Source organism: Rhizobium sp. CRRU65 (assembly GCF_048551595.1).
Classification (GTDB): domain Bacteria; phylum Pseudomonadota; class Alphaproteobacteria; order Rhizobiales; family Rhizobiaceae; genus Rhizobium; species Rhizobium leguminosarum_J.
In genome coordinates this window covers 17274-35674 of sequence record NZ_JBLYZH010000021.1, presented here as the reverse complement: position 1 = coordinate 35674, position 18401 = coordinate 17274, and the positions used below count along the sequence as shown (strand labels likewise).

Here is an 18401-nt window from a genome sequence, read left to right as displayed (position 1 = left end):
GCGCCTCATGCGCCGAAGCCTCGTGCGAATGCGCCGGTGCCGATCACGCGGCGGGCAAACATCAGCGCGATGAAGGACGGCACCCACAGCATGACTGACAGTACGGCGCCGTATTGCACGACGATCTGGTTGTTGATGAAGCTGATCATCAGCACCGGCATGGTGCGGATCTGAGGCGCGCCGATCAGCCAGGCACCTTCGGTCTCGTAGAAGGTGCCGACGAAGGTCAAAAGCAGTGCGGCTGCGATCGTGGGTCCGGCCTGTGGCAGGGTGATCGACCAGAAGACGCGCAGCGGGGTTGCGCCGGCATCGCGCGCCGCCTCTTCCATGCGCCGGTCGACATTCTGGAAGGCTGCGACCGGAATCCAGATCATCAGCATCAGCGTGCCGACAAGCTGGATCAGCACGACGCCCCAGAAGGTGCTGATCGGGCCGAGCTGCAGAAAGATGCCGGCAATGGCGACGAGCAGGCCGAATTTCGGAAAGGCATGCGATGCGAGGAAGGAGAGAAACAAGATATTCCTGCCGGGAAAACGCATGCGCGCGAAGGCGTAAGCGGCGGGAAGGCAGATGATGGCGGAGAGCAGGGTCACCGTCGCCGTCAGCCGCAGGCTGAGGAAGAGCGCGTCCCAGACATCCCCGCGCGCCAGCGTCTGGCCCCAGAAGCGCAGGCCGAATTGCTGCGGGATCACCGAGGGATAACGCCAGACCTCGGTGAAGGCCCAGGTTCCGACGACGATCAGCGGCAGCGCGATGAACAGCGTCAGCAGGCATGCGAAGAGCAGGCCGATCCAGTCGAAGCGCAGGCCGAAGCCCGATCTGCCCGCATTCATGGCTGGGCCTCGCGGTTGCGGGCGATCGACCTGATATAGAGGATGCCGAAGATCAGGCAGAAGCCGAATGTGATGACGGCCTGGGTCATGGCGTTCAGCGGGTCGTTCATGTCGGCGAAGGTCCGCTGCATGAACGGCCCCATCATCTCCGGCGACGCCCCGCCGAGTACATAGGGAAGGGTGAAGGCGGAGAAGATGCCGAGCACGGCGAAGGAAGCGGTCACCAGCAGCGAATTGCCCATGCGCGGCAGAATGATCGAGATGAAGACACGAAGCGGCCTTGCGCCGACATCCCTTGCGGCTTCGACGGCGCTGTTCGAGACGGAGGAGAGCCCTGATGTCAGCATCAGGACCGTCAGCGGGAGATTGTCCCAGACGAGGCCGATGACAGGCCCCCACGGCGTCAGATAGGGGGTGCGCAGCTTGGGCAGGCCGATGGCGTTCAGCAGCAGGTCGACGGTGCCGTTCGGCCCGATGGTGCGGATCAGCGCATAGGCGAGAATGATCGACGGCACGAACATCGGGAAGATTGCCAGCGCCTGCACATAGGCGGCAAGACGCCCTTGCGAGAAGCGGAGGTAAAGCGCGATCGGAAGGCCGATCGCCAGAAGCAGAATGCCACAGACGGCAGTGGTCCAGAGCGTCAGCCACAGATTGCCGAGGCTGTAGCCGTCGGTGAAGAAGAAGCGGTAGGAGGCAACAGAAAACTCCGTCGCGCCGTCAGGGCCACGAACGAAGATCGTGCCGAAGACCGCCGAAAAGATCGGGAAGACGATCAGCCATGCGAGCAGGAAGACCGGCAGGGCAACGAGGAGGAGCCCGATGGAGCTCCCCCTGTTGATGGACCGGTGACGACGCAGAACCGCCCGTGCAATGTCAGTGGACATCAGGTGCGGCTGATGCCTGGAGCGACGTTGCGATACCAGCCGTCATTGATCGTCGTTTCCCAATTGCCGCCTGGGAAGGTCGGAATGGTCGACGGAATGACGTCGGCATATTTCTTGCGAAGGTCGTCGGAAATGTGGTCCCAGGAAATAGCCGGGAAGCCGCCGATCTCGGTGATGATCGCTTCCTGCATTTCCTTCGTCAGCATGAATGCGGCCAGCTTCAGGGCCGCATCCTTGTTGGCGCCGTTGGAGAAGACGGTGATGCTGGAGAAGCCGCCGCAAAGGGCGAGATCGGTAAGCTGCACCAGGCCGGTCGTATCAGGCAGCACACCCTGGGAGATCGCCTGCAGCACCTGGTCCGACCAGACCGGCACCATGGTGACGACGCCCTGGGCGAGCAGCTGGATCGACTGGGTGTTGCCGGCTGTATAAGCGCCCTTGTCGTAGAGCGCAGGGGCGAGGTCGTTGAGGATCTTCCAGGCCGGCGTCAGCGTCTCAGTGGCGAAGTCGGCGGTGAAATTGTCGATCTTGAACTTCTTCGGATCGCGGCCGTTCGCCTCATGGATCGCGCGGCGAACGAAGTTGCCGCCCGAACCGCCCTTGTCGGGTCTGTTGTAAATGAACTGGCCCGGATTGGCCTTGATCCAGGCGGTGAGCTGATCCCAGCTCTTCGGTGCATCCTTCGGATCGAGCTTGGTCTTGTCATAGGCGAGCAGGACCTGCGAACCACGATAGGGCAGCGAATAGGGCGTGTCGAAGGCAAGCGGGTTGATGCGGTCGTAACCGTCGACGTTTTCGGCGGAGAACTTGACCCAGAGCCCGGCGTCGATGCCGCCGGACGGCAGCCGCGGATCGAACTGCTCGAAAAGATCGGCCTGCGGATCGGTCTTCGTCTTCAGCGCGGCGAGCGCGCGGTCGCCGATGGCGCGCAGTCCATTATTGTCGCCGGCATCGGTCACCTTCAGGGCAAGACCCGGATGCGCTTTTTCGAAGGCCGGGCGGATGACGTTGTTCCAGAGGTCGACGATATTGGCATCCGAACCACTGTAGAGATCGATCGTTCCGGCCGCAGCCGATGCGAAACGCGGAAGAGCCAGCAGACCGGCTGCAGCGGACGATGTGATCAGAAATTCGCGTCTATTCATAACCCGTCTCCATCAGGTGTCGAGGCTGCGCCTCCGCAGGATGTCTGGGGCCTTGCTAGCGCCGGCGCGTAACATCGACATGACAGGGGCGGGCGTATCGGCGGAAAATTGCACAGCTGTGCTCTTTGCACCGTGTGGAAATCGGCGGCAGGAGACACTATCTCTTGCGGAAAAGGAGATATCCAATGACCGAAGAACGTGCAGTCCTCGCCGGTGGTTGCTTCTGGGGCATGCAGGACCTCATCCGCCGATACAAGGGCGTGATTTCGACCCGCGTCGGCTATACCGGCGGCGATGTGCCGAATGCCACCTACCGCAACCACGGAACCCATGCCGAGGCGATCGAGATTATCTTCGACCCCGCAAGGATCAGCTATCGGGAAATCCTCGAATTCTTCTTCCAGATCCACGACCCGAGCACGCGCAACCGCCAGGGCAACGACGTCGGCTTGAGCTACCGCTCGGCAATCTTCTACGTCACCCCTGAGCAGGAGCGCGTCGCCAGAGATACGATCGCCGATGTCGATGCATCGGGCCTCTGGCCCGGCAAGGTCGTCACCGAAGTCGTGCCGGTCAGCGATTTCTGGGAAGCCGAACCCGAGCATCAGGATTATCTGGAGCGGATTCCGAACGGCTATACCTGCCATTTCGTCCGGCCCGGCTGGAAACTGCCGGTCCGCCAGAAGATCGCCTGAAATTGATCAGGCTCCCATCGCCGCGCGGCTGGTTTCCAGAAGCGCGGCGACGAGATTTGTCCTCGGCGAGGATCGCGTCACCACGATGCCGACGGTGCGCACGGCGGACGAGCGGGGCAGGGGCAGCTTGAGGATATCAAGGCCAGCCGGCCAGGGCGGCGCCCAATCCGGCACGATCGAGATTCCGAGACCGCGGTCCACCATCACCGCGATTGCCTCCAGCGCGTCGAGCTCATAACGCTCGACCGGGCGGATGCCGATCTCGCGCAGATACTCGTCGGCGATGTGGCCACCCCACTGGTTGCGGTCGTAGCGGATGAAGGGCAGGGTCTGCAGCAGTTCGAGCGGATCCGCCCCTTCGCAATCCCGCGGAGCGATCAGCACCAGCGGTTCCTGGCGCAGTTTGTTGAAAGTCAGCGTCTTCTGCATCGGAAATCGCGGCTCGATGATGAAGGCCGCATCCAGCGCGCCGTTTAAAACCTCGGCATAGAGGTCCATCGACGCGCCCGGCTTGAGGAAGATCTCGATCAGCGGGTAATCCTGGGCGAGACGGTGGAGAATGTCGGGAACGAGGCCGGTCAGCGCCGTATTGATCGCACCGATCCGCATCTCGCCCGAAATCGTCGCCGTACCGGCCATCGCCTTCAGGTCGCGTGTGTCGCGCACCAGATCCCTGCAGCGGTCGAGAATGGCAAATCCCGCCTCCGTCGGCCGCATGACGCGGCCGGAGCGCACCAGCAGCCTCATCCCGAGCTCGGCCTCCAATGCGCGGATACGCTGGGCAACAGCCGCAGGCGTGAGGTTCAGCCGCTGGGCGGCCTCCGCCAGCGAGTGCCGCTCGGCAACGACAATGAAAGTTTCGAGAAAACGTGTGTCCATCGATAGTTTTTCTATCTCTTGAACGAAGCAGAAGCGATATTTTATTTACGATCCATTGCTCCGAAAGATGGCCCGACCATATGAGGAGATGAAATGGATTTCGGCCTGAAGGACAAGACGGCCCTGGTGCTTGGCGCCGGCGGCGGACTGGGCAGCGCGATTGCCGTCAAACTTGCGCGCGAAGGCGCCAGAATTGCCGCAGCGGATATAGATCTCGCCGCCGCTGAGAAGACCGCGGCTTCGGTTGAATCCGAAGGCGGTAAGGCGCTGGCGCTGCAATGGGATCTCTCCGATCTCGGATCGATCGATGCGCGTGTCGCTGCAATCGAGCGCCAGTTCGGACCGGTCGATATCCTCATCAACAATACCGGCGGCCCGCCGCCGACCACCGTCTCCGGCCAGGATCCGACGCTCTGGAACCAGTATTTCCAAAGCATGGTCCTCTCCGTCATCGCCATTACCGATCGCGTGCTGCCTGAGATGCGGGCGCGCAAATGGGGGCGCATCGTCACCTCGACCTCGTCGGGCGTGGTCGCGCCGATCCCCAATCTCGGCCTCTCCAACGCGTTGCGCCTGTCATTGGTCGGCTGGTCGAAAACGCTGGCGCGCGAGGTCGGACGCGACGGCATCACCGTCAACATCGTCCTGCCGGGCCGGATCGCCACCGGCCGCATCACCTTCCTCGACGAGCAGAAGGCCAAACGCGAAAGCCGCTCCATCGATGACGTCGTCGCAGAAAGCACCGGCAGCATTCCGCTCGGCCGCTATGGCCGGCCGGAAGAATATGGCAATGTCGTCACCTTCCTGGCGAGCGAACCTGCCTCCTATCTCACCGGATCGGTGATCCGCGTCGATGGCGGCATGATCCAGAGCATCTGACAGAAACCGAATTGGAACCGAATACCGATGGCCCTCAACGCTGAAGCGATAGCAACTCTCAAGACCGTCTCGACGGCGACCCTGACGACCGTTCTTCTGAAGAAGGGCCTGCGGAACGTCTGGATCCGCGGCGCCGTTCCCCTGAAGCCCGGCCAGCCGCGCATCGTCGGCCCGGCCTTCACCCTGCGCTTCGTTCCGGCCCGCGAAGATCTGGCGACGCCGGCATCCTGGGCCTCGCCGATCTCGACCCGCGCCGCGATCGAAGCGATGCCGGAAGGCTGTGTCGCCGTCGTCGACGCGATGGGCGTCACCGATGCCGGCATCTTCGGCGATATCCTCTGCGCCCGCATGCAGAAGAGAGGCGTTGCCGCACTCGTCACCGACGGCGTCGTGCGCGACCTTGCCGGCGTGCTCGACACCAATCTGCCGGTCTGGTGCCGCGGCGTCGCAGCACCCCCATCGGTCGCCGGCCTTACCTTCGTCGCCTGGCAGCAGCCGATCGGCTGCGGCGGCGTGGCTGTTTTCCCTGACGACATCATCGTCGTCGACCAGGACGGCGCGGTGCTGATCCCAGCCGATCTGCTCGACGTCGTGCTGACAGAAGCGCCGGAACAGGAGCGCATGGAAGCCTGGATCATGACCAGGATCGATGAAGGCGTATCGCTGCCCGGCCTCTACCCGATGAACGCCGAAACCAAGGCGCTTTACGAGGCCTCGAAGAAGTAAAGCACCGGGCCAGGGCGGATTGTAGTGGGCACGGTTTCGCCCAGCCCGTAACCCAACGTGAATTGCTTTGCGACAGAAATTTCCCCGATTTTTCTGCGGTGGCGATTTTTGTCGCGAACTTAGGATTTTTGCAACATTTGAACGGCCGGCTCCGACCCCATCTCGGCCGTTCATGGCAGGAGGCGAGGACGCCTAGAGCGGACTTTGCAGGTCGACATTGACTTGGATCATATCTGTCACATGTTTCGGGACTTTCGCGACAGGAATCCATGGAGTCGGTTCTGCCGATGACACCTGATGAAATGAAGATCGTGCGGCGAGCTTATGCGAAGCAGATCACGGCGGCTGCGAGAGTTGCCGATGAGCGTGTTGAAACAGCTTTTGCCGAAGTGCCGCGGGAAGATTTCCTTGGTCCCGGTCCGTGGCCGATCTTCCGAATGCGAAAAGCCTATGTTCCGACCCCGGCCGCCGACCCGGTTTACCTCTACACGGATGACGTTGTTGGTATCGTCCCTGAGCGCCACATCAACAACGGACAACCGTCACTTCATGCCTTCCTGCTTTCGCAGGCTGCGCCGCGAGCGGGCGAGCATATCGTGCATGTTGGCGCTGGTGCCGGCTACTATTCTGCGATCATGGCGAAACTCGTTGGCGCATCCGGCAAGGTGACGGCGATCGAGTTCGAGCCGGAGCTTGCCGCACGCGCGAAAGCAAATCTCGCTCCCTATCCGAATGTTTCCGTAGTTCCGGGCGATGGCAGTTCCGTGGCTTTCGATACAGCCGATGTGATCTATGTGAACGCGGGCGCGACCCGGCCCGCGAATATCTGGCTGGACCGGCTCAATAATGGCGGAAGGCTGATCCTACCGCTTACGACCGATCTTGGATTTACCAGCAGCAATTGGAGCAACATGCACCTTCGCGGTGCGGTGTTCCTCGTGATGCGCAGGGGTGAGGAATTTCACGCGCAATGGATTTCGCCGGTCGCCATCTTCCCCTGTGAAGGAATGCGCGATGAGGAATCGGAAAAAGCGCTCGCGGCGGCGTTCGAAAGCGGGGAGCACAAGCGGGTGACCCGGCTGTATCGTACTGATGAGGTGCCGGTCGAGCGATGTTGGGTTCGCGCTCCCGGCTGGTGCCTAGCCTATGCTTAGGAGACGGTTCGGCATCATACCGTCGCGTAATTCCTAAATTCCGCGACAGTACCGGAAGCTCTGATTTTCCAGGGATTTTCTGTCGCCTTCGCGGCCCTTTTGTTTTGGCGCAGATGGAAGCTCCTCCGGTAAGCCGGAAAGCCTCCGCAGCATCTCAATAACGAGGCACGTAATCCAACCCGCCGTCGATCCGTGCCGGGCGTCCGTCGAGGAAAAGCTCGCCGATGCGCGGCGCCGAGCGGGCGATGACCTTGCCGCGGCGGATGACCGCCAAGCGGTTCGGCTTCAGCCGCAGCGCTTCCAGCGTGTCGCTGGCCTGGAGGATGACGAGGTCGGCGTTGCATCCCTTTTCCAAGCCGTAATCTGCAAGCCCCATCGTCTTCGCCGAATTGACGGTCAGTGCGTCGAAGATCCTCTTTTTGTCGTCGATGCCGGCCATCTGCGCGACGTGAATTGCCATATGGCCGACCTCCAGCATGTCGCCCGATCCCATCGAATACCAGGGGTCCATGACGCAATCGTGCCCGAAGGACACGTTGAGCCCGGCGTCCATCAATTCCCTAACGCGGGTCATGCCACGGCGTTTCGGATAGGTGTCGTGCCGGCCCTGCAGCATGATGTTGATCAGCGGATTGGGGATGACGTTGATCTCGGCCTCCGCCATTAGCGGAATGAGCTTGGAGACATAATAATTGTCCATCGAATGCATCGAGGTCAGATGCGAGCCGGCAACGCGCCCCTGCAAGCCGAAGCGGATGGTTTCAGCAGCCAGCGTCTCGATATGGCGCGAAAGCGGATCGTCGGTTTCGTCGCAATGGATATCGACAGGCAGGCCGCGATCGGCGGCGATGCGGCAGAGCGCCTCGACGGACGCCGTGCCTTCGCCCATCGTCCGTTCGAAATGGGGAATGCCGCCGACGATATCGACGCCCATGTCGAGGGCCCGGTTCAGCGCATCGATCGCGCCCGGCGAGCGGTAATAGCCGTCCTGAGGGAAGGCGACCAATTGCAGATCGATATAGGGCGCTACCTTTTCGCGAACCTCGATCATCGCCTCGACGGTCACCAGCCTGGGATCACTGGTATCGACATGGCTGCGGATGAAGAGCAGGCCCTGCGTGACCGCCAGATCGCAATAGCGCAGCGCGCGATCGACCAGTTCCTCCTTCGTCACGATCGGGCGCAGCTCCCCCCAGAGCGCAATGCCTTCGAGCAGGGTGCCGGACACGTTCATGCGCGGCAGGCCGAGCGATAGGGTGGCGTCCATATGGAAATGCGGATCGACAAAAGGCGGACTGACCAGCCGGCCGGTCGCGTCGATTTCTTCTCCCGCCTGCGCCTGGAGATTACTCTCAATGGCAACGATCTTGCCGCCCTGGATGCCAATATCAATACCCTTTCGGCCATCGGGGAGATTTGCATTTCTGACGATCAGATCGAACATCGGAGCCTCATTGAGTGTGGGCGGTTTCATCGTTCGCCGCGGCGATAGGGCTGCATCAGTGCCTGCGGAACGCGGGCGCGGCGGGCCATGACGGCAAGGGCGGCAATGGAAAGGATATAGGGCGTCATCAGAAACAGCTGATAAGGCACGAGCCCGCTGAGTGCGGTTTGCAGCCGAAGCTGGAAGGCGTCGAAGAAGGCAAAGAGCAGGGCGCCGAACAGCGCGCGGCCCGGCCGCCACGAAGCGAAGACGACGAGCGCGATGCAGATCCAGCCACGCCCCTGCACCATGGTCGGGAAAAAGCTGTTGAACGCCGACAATGTCAGGAAGGCGCCGCCCATTCCCATCAGCGCGCTTCCCATGATGACGGCGCCATAACGCACCTTCATCGGATTGACGCCCTGGGCTTCGGCCGCATGCGGGTTCTCGCCGGTCATGCGGATTGCAAGGCCGACGGGCGTGCGGAAGATGATGTAGGCCATCAGCAGGGCGATAATGATCGCCAGATAGGTCGGCGCCGTCTGGGTGAAGAAGGCCGGCCCGATGAAAGGCAGCGTCGAGAGACCCGGAATGGCGATCGGCTGGAACGGCACGATGGTGGGTGGGGTATTGGCAAGCGGCACGATCAACCGGAAGACATAGTAGCTGAAGCTGGAGGCAAACAGCGTGACGCCGAGACCGGAGACGTGCTGGGAGAGGCCGAGCGTCACCGTCAGGCCTGCATGCAGCAGACCGAAGACGCCGCCGGCCAGCGCCGCAATCAGCAGGCCGGTCCAGAGATCGGCGCCGTGATAGACGGAAAGCCAGCCAATCATCGCGCCGAAGGTCATGATGCCTTCGATGCCGAGATTGAGCACACCGGCCCGTTCGCAAAGCAGGGCGCCGAGCGTGCCGAAAATCAGCGGCGTGGCGATCCGCAGGATTGCCGCCCAGAGCCCGGCGGAAGCAATGATGTCGAACAGCTGCATCATCGCCGGATCCTGTATTGGGTAAAGAACAAGGCAATCAGCATCGTCAGCAGCGACAGCGCCACCGTGACATCGGCGATATAGGTCGGGATGGCGAGGCCGCGGCTCATGCCATCCGCGCCCACGAACATGGTGGCCGTGAAAATGGCGGCGAAGACGACGCCGAGCGGATTGAGGTTGGCGAGCATGGCGACAACGATACCGGCATATCCGAAGCCGGGCGACAGATCGGTCGTCACATAACCCTTGACGCCCATGACCTCGATCGCGCCCGCCAACCCTGCAAGCCCGCCCGAAAGGCAGGCAACCTTCACCAGCGTCCTGCCGAGCGGGACGCCGGCGAAGACTGCACCTCCGGGATTGAGGCCCGCAGCGCGCGACTGCATGCCGAACACGGTGCGGGACTGGACGAAATGGACGACGACCGCCAGTGCGATCGCGATCGCAAAGCCGATATGCAGGCGCGAGCGGGCGATCAGCTTGGGCAGCATGGCGTGATCGCTGACGGATTGCGACTGCGGCCAGCCGAAGGCGAGCGGGTCTTTGAGGATGCCGTCGATGAGCATCGAGACGAAGAGCACGGCGATGAAATTCAGGAGCAGGCTGGTGACGACTTCATCGACCGAGAAGCGCAGCCTGAGCCAGAGCGGGATCAGGATCAGCACCATGCCGGCAATGGCGCCGACCAGCAGCAGTAGCGGAATGAGGATAGGTGCGGGAAGATTGCCGAGCAATTTCGAGCTTGCCGCGGCAACGGCGATGGCGCCGAGATAGAACTGGCCTTCAGCGCCGATATTCCAGAGCCGCGCCCGGAAAGCGACGGCGGCGGCAAGCCCCGTCAGCATCAGCGGCGTTGCCCGCGTCAGCGTTTCGGTCGCTGACAGCCGCGAGCCGAAAGCACCGGTCAGGATGCGCCAATAGGCATCGAGAACAGGCGCGCCGGCGATTGATATCAGGATGCCAGCCAGCGCCAGCGCTGCGATGACCGCGATCACAGGGGTGACGATCAGCAGGTAAAGCGGACCGTGTTCGCGGCGCTCAAATCGCATGGCCGGCCTCTGGGGTTTCCTGCCATTCGCCGGCCATCATCAACCCCAGCCTGCGGGCATCGGCGCTTTCGGCCGCGACGGGCGGGGACAGGCGGCCGCCGACGATTGCCTGTATGCGATCGGCAAGCGCGATCATCTCGTCGAGGTCTTCGGAGATCAGCAGCACGGCCGTGCCCTGCCGGCGGGCTTCGAGCAGACGAGCGTGCACGGCCGCCACCGCTCCCTCATCGAGGCCACGCGCGGGCTGCGCCGCGATCAGGATGCGCGGCCGCCGATGCAGGTTGCGGCCGAGAATGAGTTTTTGCATATTGCCGCCGGAGAGCAGCCGGGTGCGGATCGCCGGCCCACCGCCGCGGACATCGAAGCCGTCGATAATCTCCTTCGCGAAGGCCATGCCCGCCTTGCGGTTGACGAGGCCACGGCGAGAAAACGCCGGCGATGCGATGCGCTCGAGCACGGCGTTTTCCCAGATCGCCATTTCGCCGATCACACCCTCCTCGTTGCGGTCCTCGGGAATGCGGCCGATGCCGGCTTCGACGACATCGGTAACACCAAGATTGCCGATGGCTTTCCCGAACAGCAGAAGGTCGCCGGCGCTGCGCGACAGTATGCCGGAAAGAAGATGCGCCAGTGCCGCCTGACCATTGCCGGAAACGCCGATGATGCCGAGGATCTCGCCCTGATGCAGGCGGAAGCTGATCGATTTCAATCGATCGACGCCGTCGATACGCACCGTCACATCGACCGCTTCGAGGGCAACGGCACCGGGTGTGGAAGGCTCGCGTACGGGCCGCGTCACGCGGCGCCCGACCATCAGTTCGGCGAGTTCCGCCTTGCTGGTGTCCGACGCCTTGCGTTCGGCGACCATCTTGCCGCCGCGTAAGACCACGATGCGGTCGGCCGCCGCCATGACTTCGTCCAGCTTGTGGGAGATGAAGATCAGCGACAGGCCCTGGCGGGCCATTTCCCTTAGCGTCGTGAACAGCCGTTCGGCCTCGATATTGGTCAGCACCGCCGTCGGCTCGTCGAGGATCAGGATGCGGGCGTCGTTATAGAGCGCCTTGAGGATCTCGACGCGCTGCTGCTCGCCGACCGACAAGTCGCCAAGGCGGGCATCCGGATCGACCTTGAGGCCGAAGCGCTCGGAAATTGCCAAGAGTTTCTTCCGCGCCGCCGACGTTCCCGAGCGCCAGGACCACAGCCTTTCGGTGCCGGTCATGACATTTTCGAGGACGGTCAGATTGGGCGCCAGCGAGAAATGCTGATGCACCATGCCGACGCCGGCGCGGATCGCCGCACGCGGCTTGCCCTGCGGCACCTCCGTGCCCTCGATCAGAATGCGGCCGGCATCCGGCATGTAATGGCCGAAAAGGATGCTCATCAGCGTGGTCTTGCCCGCGCCGTTCTCGCCGAGCAGGGCCACGACCTCGCCCTTTGCAAGCGTCATGGAAATATCGTCATTGGCAAGATTGTCGCCGAAGCGCTTGCTGACGCCGATAATTTCCAGCACAGGCCCGGTCATGACGGTAGTCCTGTAACGGGAAAACGATGCTGCCATCGCCCCTCGGCCTCCAGGCGCCCGGCAAGCGACAGGAGGCGCGGCTCGTGACCCATCGGCGCCATGATCTGCACCGGCAGCGGCATGGCATGCTCATCCTGTCCGAAAGGCAGTGTCAAAGCAGGAAAACCCGAAATATTGGCGAGGCAGGCAAGCGGCGCAAATGCCGTCATCCGCTCGAGATGCAGATCCGTGTCGGCATGATCGGACGGAAAGGAGCCAATCGCAAGAGGCGCGGAAGACAGCATCGGCATGAGGATGCAATCGACCGTGTCGAACAGCGCCCAAAGGTTACCGCTCACCAGGACGGCCTCGCTCAGCGTGTTCCAAAGCATGGTGGCCGACAGCGCTCGTCCGCGCGCCGCGAAAGCCTGCGTCAGAGGCTCGGCCCTGCCTTCATCGAGAGCCGCCGCCTTCATGAGTGCTGCGAGATTGACCGAGACGATATCGGCGAAGGCGCGGCCGCTTGAAGCGACGCTCCAATCGAACTCGGCCCAGTTCAGCGGAACAATGACGTGTCCGTCGCTTTCGAGCGCACGGGCCGCATCTTCGACGGCTGCGAGCCGATCACCCTCCGTCGGATAGGTCGACCCGGTATCAACAAGCAGGCCGATCCGCAAACGGCCGTTATCGCTGTCGACAGGGGAGGGGTCGGGAAAAGGTCCTCGCGATTTGCCGCTCAGCCTGTCGAAAATCAGCGCCATATCCTGCACCGAACGGCAGACCGCGAGTTCGCTTGCGATACCGGCCAAGTGGTTGCCGAAGGATGGCCCGCCGGGGATGGCGCCGCGCGTCGGCTTCAGTCCGACGAGGCCACAGCAGGCGGCTGGCACACGGATCGAGCCGCCGGCATCGGTGGCATGCGCAATCGCGACGATCCCGGCGGCAACCGCTGCCGCCGCACCGCCGGAAGAGCCGCCCGCGGTTCGTGCCGGATCGAGTGGGTTGCGACAGATCGGTCCGATCGCCGGTTCGCTGGCAAGCGACAGGCCGAATTCCGGGCTCGTCGTCAGGCCAAACAGACAGAAGCCGGCGTCGCGGAAACGGGCAGCCAGATCGGAATCCGCTTCGCCGCCCTTTCTTTCGAAAAGACCGGAACCGGCCGTTACCGGCAGCCCGGCAAAGGGGCCGCCAAGATCCTTCGCCAAGGTCGGCACGCCGGCAAAGGGCCTCGCGGCAAAGCGATCGGGCGCGCTCCGCCGCTCACTGTCGCGGTCGTCGGCCGAGGCAAGGCCCATGGCGGCATCGAGATAGGCGATGGCGCCGAGCGGCTCCTGCAGCACGGCCGCGGCAAGGGACGCCTGCATCGCCTCTGCAGCGCTCAAGCTGCCATGCCTGATCGCTGTCGCCAGATCCGTCGCATCGCCACGCATCAGCCGAATTACTTCGGCTCGTCCATCATCTTCGGAACTTCGAAGGTGCCGGCCTTGATCTCCGCCCGCTTGGCTTCCATGGCAGCCTCAGCCTCGGCGGGCGCCACGCCCTTCACGAAGACGATATCGCTGCCGCCTTCCTTCATCAGGCCGTAGGACGTGTAGTTCCTACCGACCGGCTTTCCGGCAGCGACATCGGCGATCGCAGCGTCCAGGATCGGGCGGAAATACCACATGGCGTTGGCGAATACCGTGTCAGGATAACGCGGCGTATAGTCGATCAACGAGCCGACCGACTTGATGCCGCGCTCCTTGGCGGCATCGGCAGTACCGATGCGCTCGCCGAACAGGATGTCGGCGCCGGCATCGATCTGGGCAAGACCGGCTTCGCGGGCCTTCGGCGGATCGAAGAAGGTGCCGATGAAGGAGACCAGGTGCTTGGCATCGGGATTGACCGCCTTGACGCCGGCTGCGAAGGCGTTGATCAACATGTTGACCTCGGGGATCGGAATGGCGCCGACCGAACCGACGACATTCGACTTGGTCATCTTGCCGGCCAGCATGCCGGCGAGATAGGCGCCGTCATGGTTCCAGGTGCCGAAGACGCCGAAATTGTCGCCGGCCTGCTCGCCGCTCGAACCCAGCACGAAAGCGGTATCGGGATAATCGGCCGCGACCTGCCGGGCTTCTTTCTCCACCGCATAGGCCTCGCCGATGATCAGCTTGTTGCCCTGTTCGGCATATTCGCGCATGGCGCGCGGATAATCGGTGCCGGAGACGCCTTCGGAGAAGACATATTCGATCACGCCTTCCTTGGCGGCGTCCTGCAACGCCTTGTGCAGACAGGAGTTCCAGGCGTTTTCGACCGGCGACGCATGGATGCCGGCAACCTTCAGCGGCGCAGCAGCCCTTGCCAGCGGGGCAAAGCCGCTGACCCCAAGCGCAATGCCGGACGCGATCACTGCCCGGCGTGAAATCAGGATATCTTTGGTCATTGATTGTTCCCCTTTTTTACCATTTGGTTCAAAAATCATAGTAGCGCCCAAAAATGTGTCAAGCGGCAAACAGGCTTAAAAATCAGGCTGTTCAGTCCCCAGTGCAGCCTGTCTTCATCAGCCAATTTTTTCCGAGTTCGGATAGCGTCACGGCTTAGTTGAAAGGACGTGGCATGGCACGCTACGCCGGCAAGTTCTCAAGAAGTCAGGGCTCTCTTCCAAAAAAAGCGCTTTTCCGGGTCAGCGCGACAGACCCTGGGCCGAATATACAGGGCGTTACGACTTGGCGCGACGACATTGGCAGGATATGCAGGGAGGATAGGGGTTGGGGAAAATGATAATGGGGGAAGAAGAAGGCGCCTCGCGGCGACCGATCGCGAGCCGGTCGTCGTCCTGGGCCATCGGCCTCAGCGCGTGGCTGGCGCGCAGCGGCGCGACGCCGAACGGCATTTCGCTTTTATCGGTCGTATTCGCGGGCATAGGCGCGGCGCTCATTGTTTTCACAACACATCCGATTGCCATGGTTTGCGCCGCGATCTCGGTGCAACTGCGGCTCGTCTGCAATCTGCTGGACGGAATGGTCGCGATCGAAGGCGGCAAGAAAACCAAGAGCGGGCCGCTCTATAATGAATTCCCCGACCGGGTCGCCGACAGCCTGTTTCTCGTCGCGGCTGGCTATGCCTGCGGCTTTGGCTGGCTCGGCTGGCTGGCTGCGCTGCTCGCCGCACTCACCGCCTATATCAGGGTCTTTGGAGGATCGGTCGGTCTTCCCCAGGACTTCAGCGGCATCATGGCCAAGCAGCGCCGCATGGCGGTGCTGACGGCGGGCCTCCTCGCCCAGAGCGTCGAGACGCTGGCATCAGGCAGCCACTGGTCGCTGATCTTGGCATCCGCGGTCATCGCGGCCGGCAGCCTTGTCACCTGCATCACACGCACGATAACGCTTGCCCGTTCCCTGGAGAGACTATGATCGCGCTCATCCGTCGCCTTCTCGTGCTGTTCGTCCGTATCCTGGTCGGCGCCCGAAGCGAGTGGCGGGGCTGCGCGCCCGATCCCAGCCGCCGCATCTATTTCGCCAATCACAACAGCCACATCGATACCGTCGCCGTCATGGCCGCCCTGCCATATCAGGTGCGCCGCATGACCCATCCGGTTGCGGCGCGCGATTATTGGGGAACCAGCGCCTTTCGCCGTTTCATCGCGGAGAAATGCCTGCGTGCCGTCCTGATAGACCGCAAGCCTCCGCCGGACAGCGATCCGCTGGCTCCGGTAGAGCGTCTGCTCGAGGAGGGGCATTCGATCCTGATTTTTCCTGAGGGAACGAGAAGCACCACCGATGAGATTGCCCCGTTCCGCAGCGGCATCTATCGCCTCGCCTGCCGTTTTCCGGATGTCGATCTCGTGCCGATCCATCTCGACAACCTTCAGCGCATCCTGCCGAAGGGAAGCATGCTGATCGTGCCGATCACCTGCACGGCGCGCTTCGGCAAGCCGCTCCGCGTCGAACCAGGCGAGGAAAAGACCGAATTCCTGGCTCGTGCCCGTGCTGCGGTCATTGAGCTCGCAGATGGGGGGCATAACGCATGACCAGCCTGTTCTCCATCGTGCTGGCCGCGATCCTCGGCCTGCTTGCCGTCGCCTCCGCGGTCGGTTTCATCCTGCAGCGGCGCGCGACCGAGCCCGGCTCCGTCGCCACCGTCCAAAATCTCAACGCCCGCATCCGCTCCTGGTGGATCATGGTCGCGGTGTTCGGCGGCGCGATCTTGCTCGGCGACACGGCGACGGTCATCCTGTTCGCATTCCTGTCCTTTATGGCGCTTCGCGAATTCTGGACGCTGACACCATCGCGGCGCGGCGATCACCTGGCGCTTTTCCTGTCCTTCTTCGTTGTGCTGCCGCTACATTATGTGCTGCTCGGAACGGAATGGTACGGCCTGTTTGCGATCTTCATCCCAGTCTATGCCTTCCTGATCCTGCCGGCGGTGGCGACCTTGACGGGTGACGTCAACGAATTCCTCGCCCGCAGCGCCAGGGTGCAATGGGGATTGATGCTGACGGTCTATTCGATCAGCCACGCTCCCGCACTGCTCATGCTGGAGACCGGCACGCCGTCCGCACTTCTTCTCGTCTATCTGGTCGTGGTCGTACAGCTCAGCGACGTCTTCCAGTATGTCTGGGGCAAGCTCCTCGGAAAGCACCGCTTCTCGCCGAATATCAGCCCGTCGAAGACGATCGAAGGGCTGGTCGGAGGCGGCGCCTCGGCCATCCTCGTGGGAACGCTGCTTTATCGCCTGACGCCGTTCTCGCCGCTGCAGGCCGCTGCCATCAGCACGGTCATCGTCGTCGCGGGCTTCTTCGGCGGCTTCGTGCTCTCGGCCATCAAGCGGGATCTCAATGCCAAGGACTGGGGCTATGTGATCGAGGGCCATGGCGGCGTGCTCGACCGCCTGGACTCCATCACCTTCGCCGCACCGCTGTTCTTCCACATCGTCCGCTATTGGTTCACCGCGTAGAAGCTGGTTCTGTCTAAAACCGATCCATGTCCTCGAGGCTCTCGAACAGCTGGCGCTGAACATCCCGCTCCTGCTTGCCGATGGCGGTCATCAACTTGCCCATCGTTCCCCGCAGGCCGTGCAACTCGTCGACCAGCTCCATGACGATATCGACGCCGGCTTCGTTGACGCCCATGTTTGCCATGAGGTCCAGGATCAGCCGGGCGCGTGCGACGTCGGCGTCACGAAATTGCCTTTGGCCGCCTGAGATCTCCGGGATCAGCCAACCCTGTTCGATCCAGAGATCGAGCTGGACGATGTCGATTTTCAAGTAAAGACGGAATTCGAGATCATTCATGATCAAGCCTCCATGTTCTCTCTCGGATCGTAGGAGTTTGCCGTCGCCCATTCCTTCATCAAGCCCGTCAGCCGCTCATCCGGGGCGTCGGGCAGCACGATCTTCAGCGAAATGTAGACGTCACCGTGTCCGCCGCCGCGTTTTGCGACACCTTTGCTCTTGAGACGCAGGACCTTGCCCGTGTTCGAATGAGGCGGCAGCGTCAGATTGACCGCTCCCGACGGCGTCGGCACGCGAACCTTGCCACCAAGCACGGCCTCACTGAGCGAGATCGGCAGTTCCAGGCGGATATCGTCGCCGTCTCGCGTAAAGAAGCGGTGCGGGCGCACACGGATTTCGATCAAGGCATCGCCCACCGGCCCACCGCCGATGCCCGGCTCGCCCTTGCCGCGCAGCCGCAAGGTCTGGCCGTCGCGCGTCCCCGGCGGGATCTGTACGTCGAGCGCCGGACCATTCGGCATCTTGACCTCCGTCCTGGTGCCGTTGACGGCCTCGAGAAAGTCGACCTCCATGGAAAATTGCCGGTCACGGCCACGACCACGGGTCTGGCCGCCGCCGGCACGGCGTGAAAAGAAGCTGGCGAAGATATCGTCGGCATCGCTGAAATCGGCAAAGCCGGCGCTGTTGTGGTAGGGATCGCCAGGCCCGCTCTTCGACGCGTAGTCGCGATAATAATTGCGCTGCGCCCGCTCGGCGCCTGTTATATCGATCTCCCCGCGGTCAAAGCGTCCGCGTTTTTCCTCATCACTCAAGATCTCGTAGGCCGCTGAAATTTGCTTGAACCGTTCCTCAGCCTTTTTGTCGCCGGGGTTAAGGTCGGGGTGAAGTTTCTTGGCGAGCTTGCGGAACGCGCTTTGAATATCCTTTTGCGTCGCATCCCGCTTCACGCCCAGAAGCTCATAGGGATCCTGGCTCATACATATCTCCGGTCGGGCAGCGAATACTGCTGGTTGGCTTGGGAATGAT

At 62.5% G+C, this 18401-nt stretch carries 19 protein-coding genes; 7 read left to right on the top strand and 12 right to left on the bottom strand.

All coding sequences use genetic code 11. The annotated features are described in order from the left end of the window. Positions 1–5: 5 nt before the first annotated feature. From ACM5SV_RS31690 to ACM5SV_RS31680, 3 genes are read right to left on the bottom strand one after another with little or no spacing between them, the layout of a single operon-like run. Entirely contained in the window at positions 6–833 is an 828-nt protein-coding gene (locus ACM5SV_RS31690; protein ID WP_419425474.1) for an ABC transporter permease, read from the bottom strand. Beyond that, positions 830–1720: an ABC transporter permease gene (locus tag ACM5SV_RS31685; RefSeq protein ID WP_017997183.1), complete on the bottom strand. Its 891-nt coding sequence runs from the start codon at positions 1718–1720 to the stop codon at positions 830–832. Before ACM5SV_RS31685 ends, ACM5SV_RS31690 begins: the two co-directional genes overlap by 4 nt. Further along, a complete protein-coding gene (locus ACM5SV_RS31680) occupies positions 1720–2865 on the bottom strand; it encodes an extracellular solute-binding protein (protein ID WP_017997182.1) in 1146 nt (381 codons plus the stop codon). The genes ACM5SV_RS31685 and ACM5SV_RS31680 overlap by 1 nt, the downstream gene beginning before the upstream one ends. 185 nt (positions 2866–3050) lie before the next feature. Here ACM5SV_RS31680 and msrA point away from each other — a divergent pair, with 185 nt between their 5' ends. Further along, on the top strand, positions 3051–3560 hold the full coding sequence (gene msrA / locus ACM5SV_RS31675; protein ID WP_012760071.1) for a peptide-methionine (S)-S-oxide reductase MsrA: 510 nt from the start codon (positions 3051–3053) through the stop codon (positions 3558–3560). 6 nt (positions 3561–3566) lie between these two features. Here the strand turns inward: msrA and ACM5SV_RS31670 are convergent, their stop codons facing one another. After that, positions 3567–4439, bottom strand: a complete 873-nt coding sequence (locus ACM5SV_RS31670; RefSeq protein WP_017997181.1) for a LysR family transcriptional regulator — start codon at positions 4437–4439, stop codon at positions 3567–3569. Positions 4440–4532: 93 nt separating this feature from the next. On the opposite strand from ACM5SV_RS31670, the gene ACM5SV_RS31665 reads away from it, so the two are divergent. The 3 genes from ACM5SV_RS31665 (at position 4533) to ACM5SV_RS31655 (ending at position 7198) form a co-directional block, all read left to right on the top strand. Further along, positions 4533–5318, top strand: coding sequence for an SDR family oxidoreductase (locus ACM5SV_RS31665; protein WP_012760073.1), 786 nt, complete (start codon positions 4533–4535; stop codon positions 5316–5318). Between the two features lie 27 nt (positions 5319–5345). Next, positions 5346–6044, top strand: a complete 699-nt coding sequence (locus ACM5SV_RS31660; RefSeq protein WP_017997180.1) for a ribonuclease activity regulator RraA — start codon at positions 5346–5348, stop codon at positions 6042–6044. 269 nt (positions 6045–6313) lie between these two features. After that, on the top strand, positions 6314–7198 hold the full coding sequence (locus ACM5SV_RS31655) for a protein-L-isoaspartate O-methyltransferase family protein (RefSeq protein ID WP_012760075.1): 885 nt from the start codon (positions 6314–6316) through the stop codon (positions 7196–7198). Positions 7199–7352: 154 nt separating this feature from the next. Here the strand turns inward: ACM5SV_RS31655 and ACM5SV_RS31650 are convergent, their stop codons facing one another. Genes ACM5SV_RS31650 through ACM5SV_RS31625 form a run of 6 tightly spaced genes read right to left on the bottom strand, consistent with a single transcriptional unit; the run spans position 7353 to position 14585 of the window. Next, a complete protein-coding gene (locus tag ACM5SV_RS31650) occupies positions 7353–8642 on the bottom strand; it encodes an amidohydrolase family protein (protein ID WP_020487149.1) in 1290 nt (429 codons plus the stop codon). Positions 8643–8668: 26 nt separating this feature from the next. Continuing rightward, positions 8669–9613: an ABC transporter permease gene (locus ACM5SV_RS31645; RefSeq protein ID WP_017997178.1), complete on the bottom strand. Its 945-nt coding sequence runs from the start codon at positions 9611–9613 to the stop codon at positions 8669–8671. After that, positions 9610–10659, bottom strand: coding sequence for an ABC transporter permease (locus ACM5SV_RS31640; protein WP_017997177.1), 1050 nt, complete (start codon positions 10657–10659; stop codon positions 9610–9612). The genes ACM5SV_RS31645 and ACM5SV_RS31640 overlap by 4 nt, the downstream gene beginning before the upstream one ends. Further along, the gene (locus ACM5SV_RS31635) at positions 10649–12181 is read right to left on the bottom strand and encodes an ABC transporter ATP-binding protein (protein WP_017997176.1); all 1533 of its coding nucleotides are present in this window, start codon (positions 12179–12181) and stop codon (positions 10649–10651) included. The genes ACM5SV_RS31640 and ACM5SV_RS31635 overlap by 11 nt, the downstream gene beginning before the upstream one ends. Beyond that, positions 12178–13590, bottom strand: a complete 1413-nt coding sequence (locus tag ACM5SV_RS31630; protein ID WP_017997175.1) for an amidase — start codon at positions 13588–13590, stop codon at positions 12178–12180. The genes ACM5SV_RS31635 and ACM5SV_RS31630 overlap by 4 nt, the downstream gene beginning before the upstream one ends. Positions 13591–13598: 8 nt before the next feature. Then, the gene (locus ACM5SV_RS31625; protein WP_017997174.1) at positions 13599–14585 is read right to left on the bottom strand and encodes a BMP family protein; all 987 of its coding nucleotides are present in this window, start codon (positions 14583–14585) and stop codon (positions 13599–13601) included. Between the two features lie 340 nt (positions 14586–14925). Between ACM5SV_RS31625 and ACM5SV_RS31620 the strand changes: the two genes are divergently transcribed. Genes ACM5SV_RS31620 through ACM5SV_RS31610 form a run of 3 tightly spaced genes read left to right on the top strand, consistent with a single transcriptional unit; the run spans position 14926 to position 17098 of the window. Then, the gene (locus ACM5SV_RS31620) at positions 14926–15555 is read left to right on the top strand and encodes a CDP-alcohol phosphatidyltransferase family protein (protein WP_017997173.1); all 630 of its coding nucleotides are present in this window, start codon (positions 14926–14928) and stop codon (positions 15553–15555) included. Further along, a complete protein-coding gene (locus tag ACM5SV_RS31615; protein WP_222005249.1) occupies positions 15552–16172 on the top strand; it encodes a lysophospholipid acyltransferase family protein in 621 nt (206 codons plus the stop codon). The genes ACM5SV_RS31620 and ACM5SV_RS31615 overlap by 4 nt, the downstream gene beginning before the upstream one ends. Then, positions 16169–17098, top strand: a complete 930-nt coding sequence (locus ACM5SV_RS31610; RefSeq protein WP_017997171.1) for a phosphatidate cytidylyltransferase — start codon at positions 16169–16171, stop codon at positions 17096–17098. The genes ACM5SV_RS31615 and ACM5SV_RS31610 overlap by 4 nt, the downstream gene beginning before the upstream one ends. A gap of 13 nt (positions 17099–17111) precedes the next feature. Here the strand turns inward: ACM5SV_RS31610 and ACM5SV_RS31605 are convergent, their stop codons facing one another. Together ACM5SV_RS31605 and ACM5SV_RS31600 are read right to left on the bottom strand one after the other, a co-directional pair. Next, a complete protein-coding gene (locus ACM5SV_RS31605) occupies positions 17112–17435 on the bottom strand; it encodes a chaperone modulator CbpM (RefSeq protein ID WP_026157693.1) in 324 nt (107 codons plus the stop codon). A gap of 2 nt (positions 17436–17437) precedes the next feature. Further along, on the bottom strand, positions 17438–18352 hold the full coding sequence (locus tag ACM5SV_RS31600; RefSeq protein WP_017997169.1) for a DnaJ C-terminal domain-containing protein: 915 nt from the start codon (positions 18350–18352) through the stop codon (positions 17438–17440). Positions 18353–18401 lie beyond the last annotated feature (49 nt).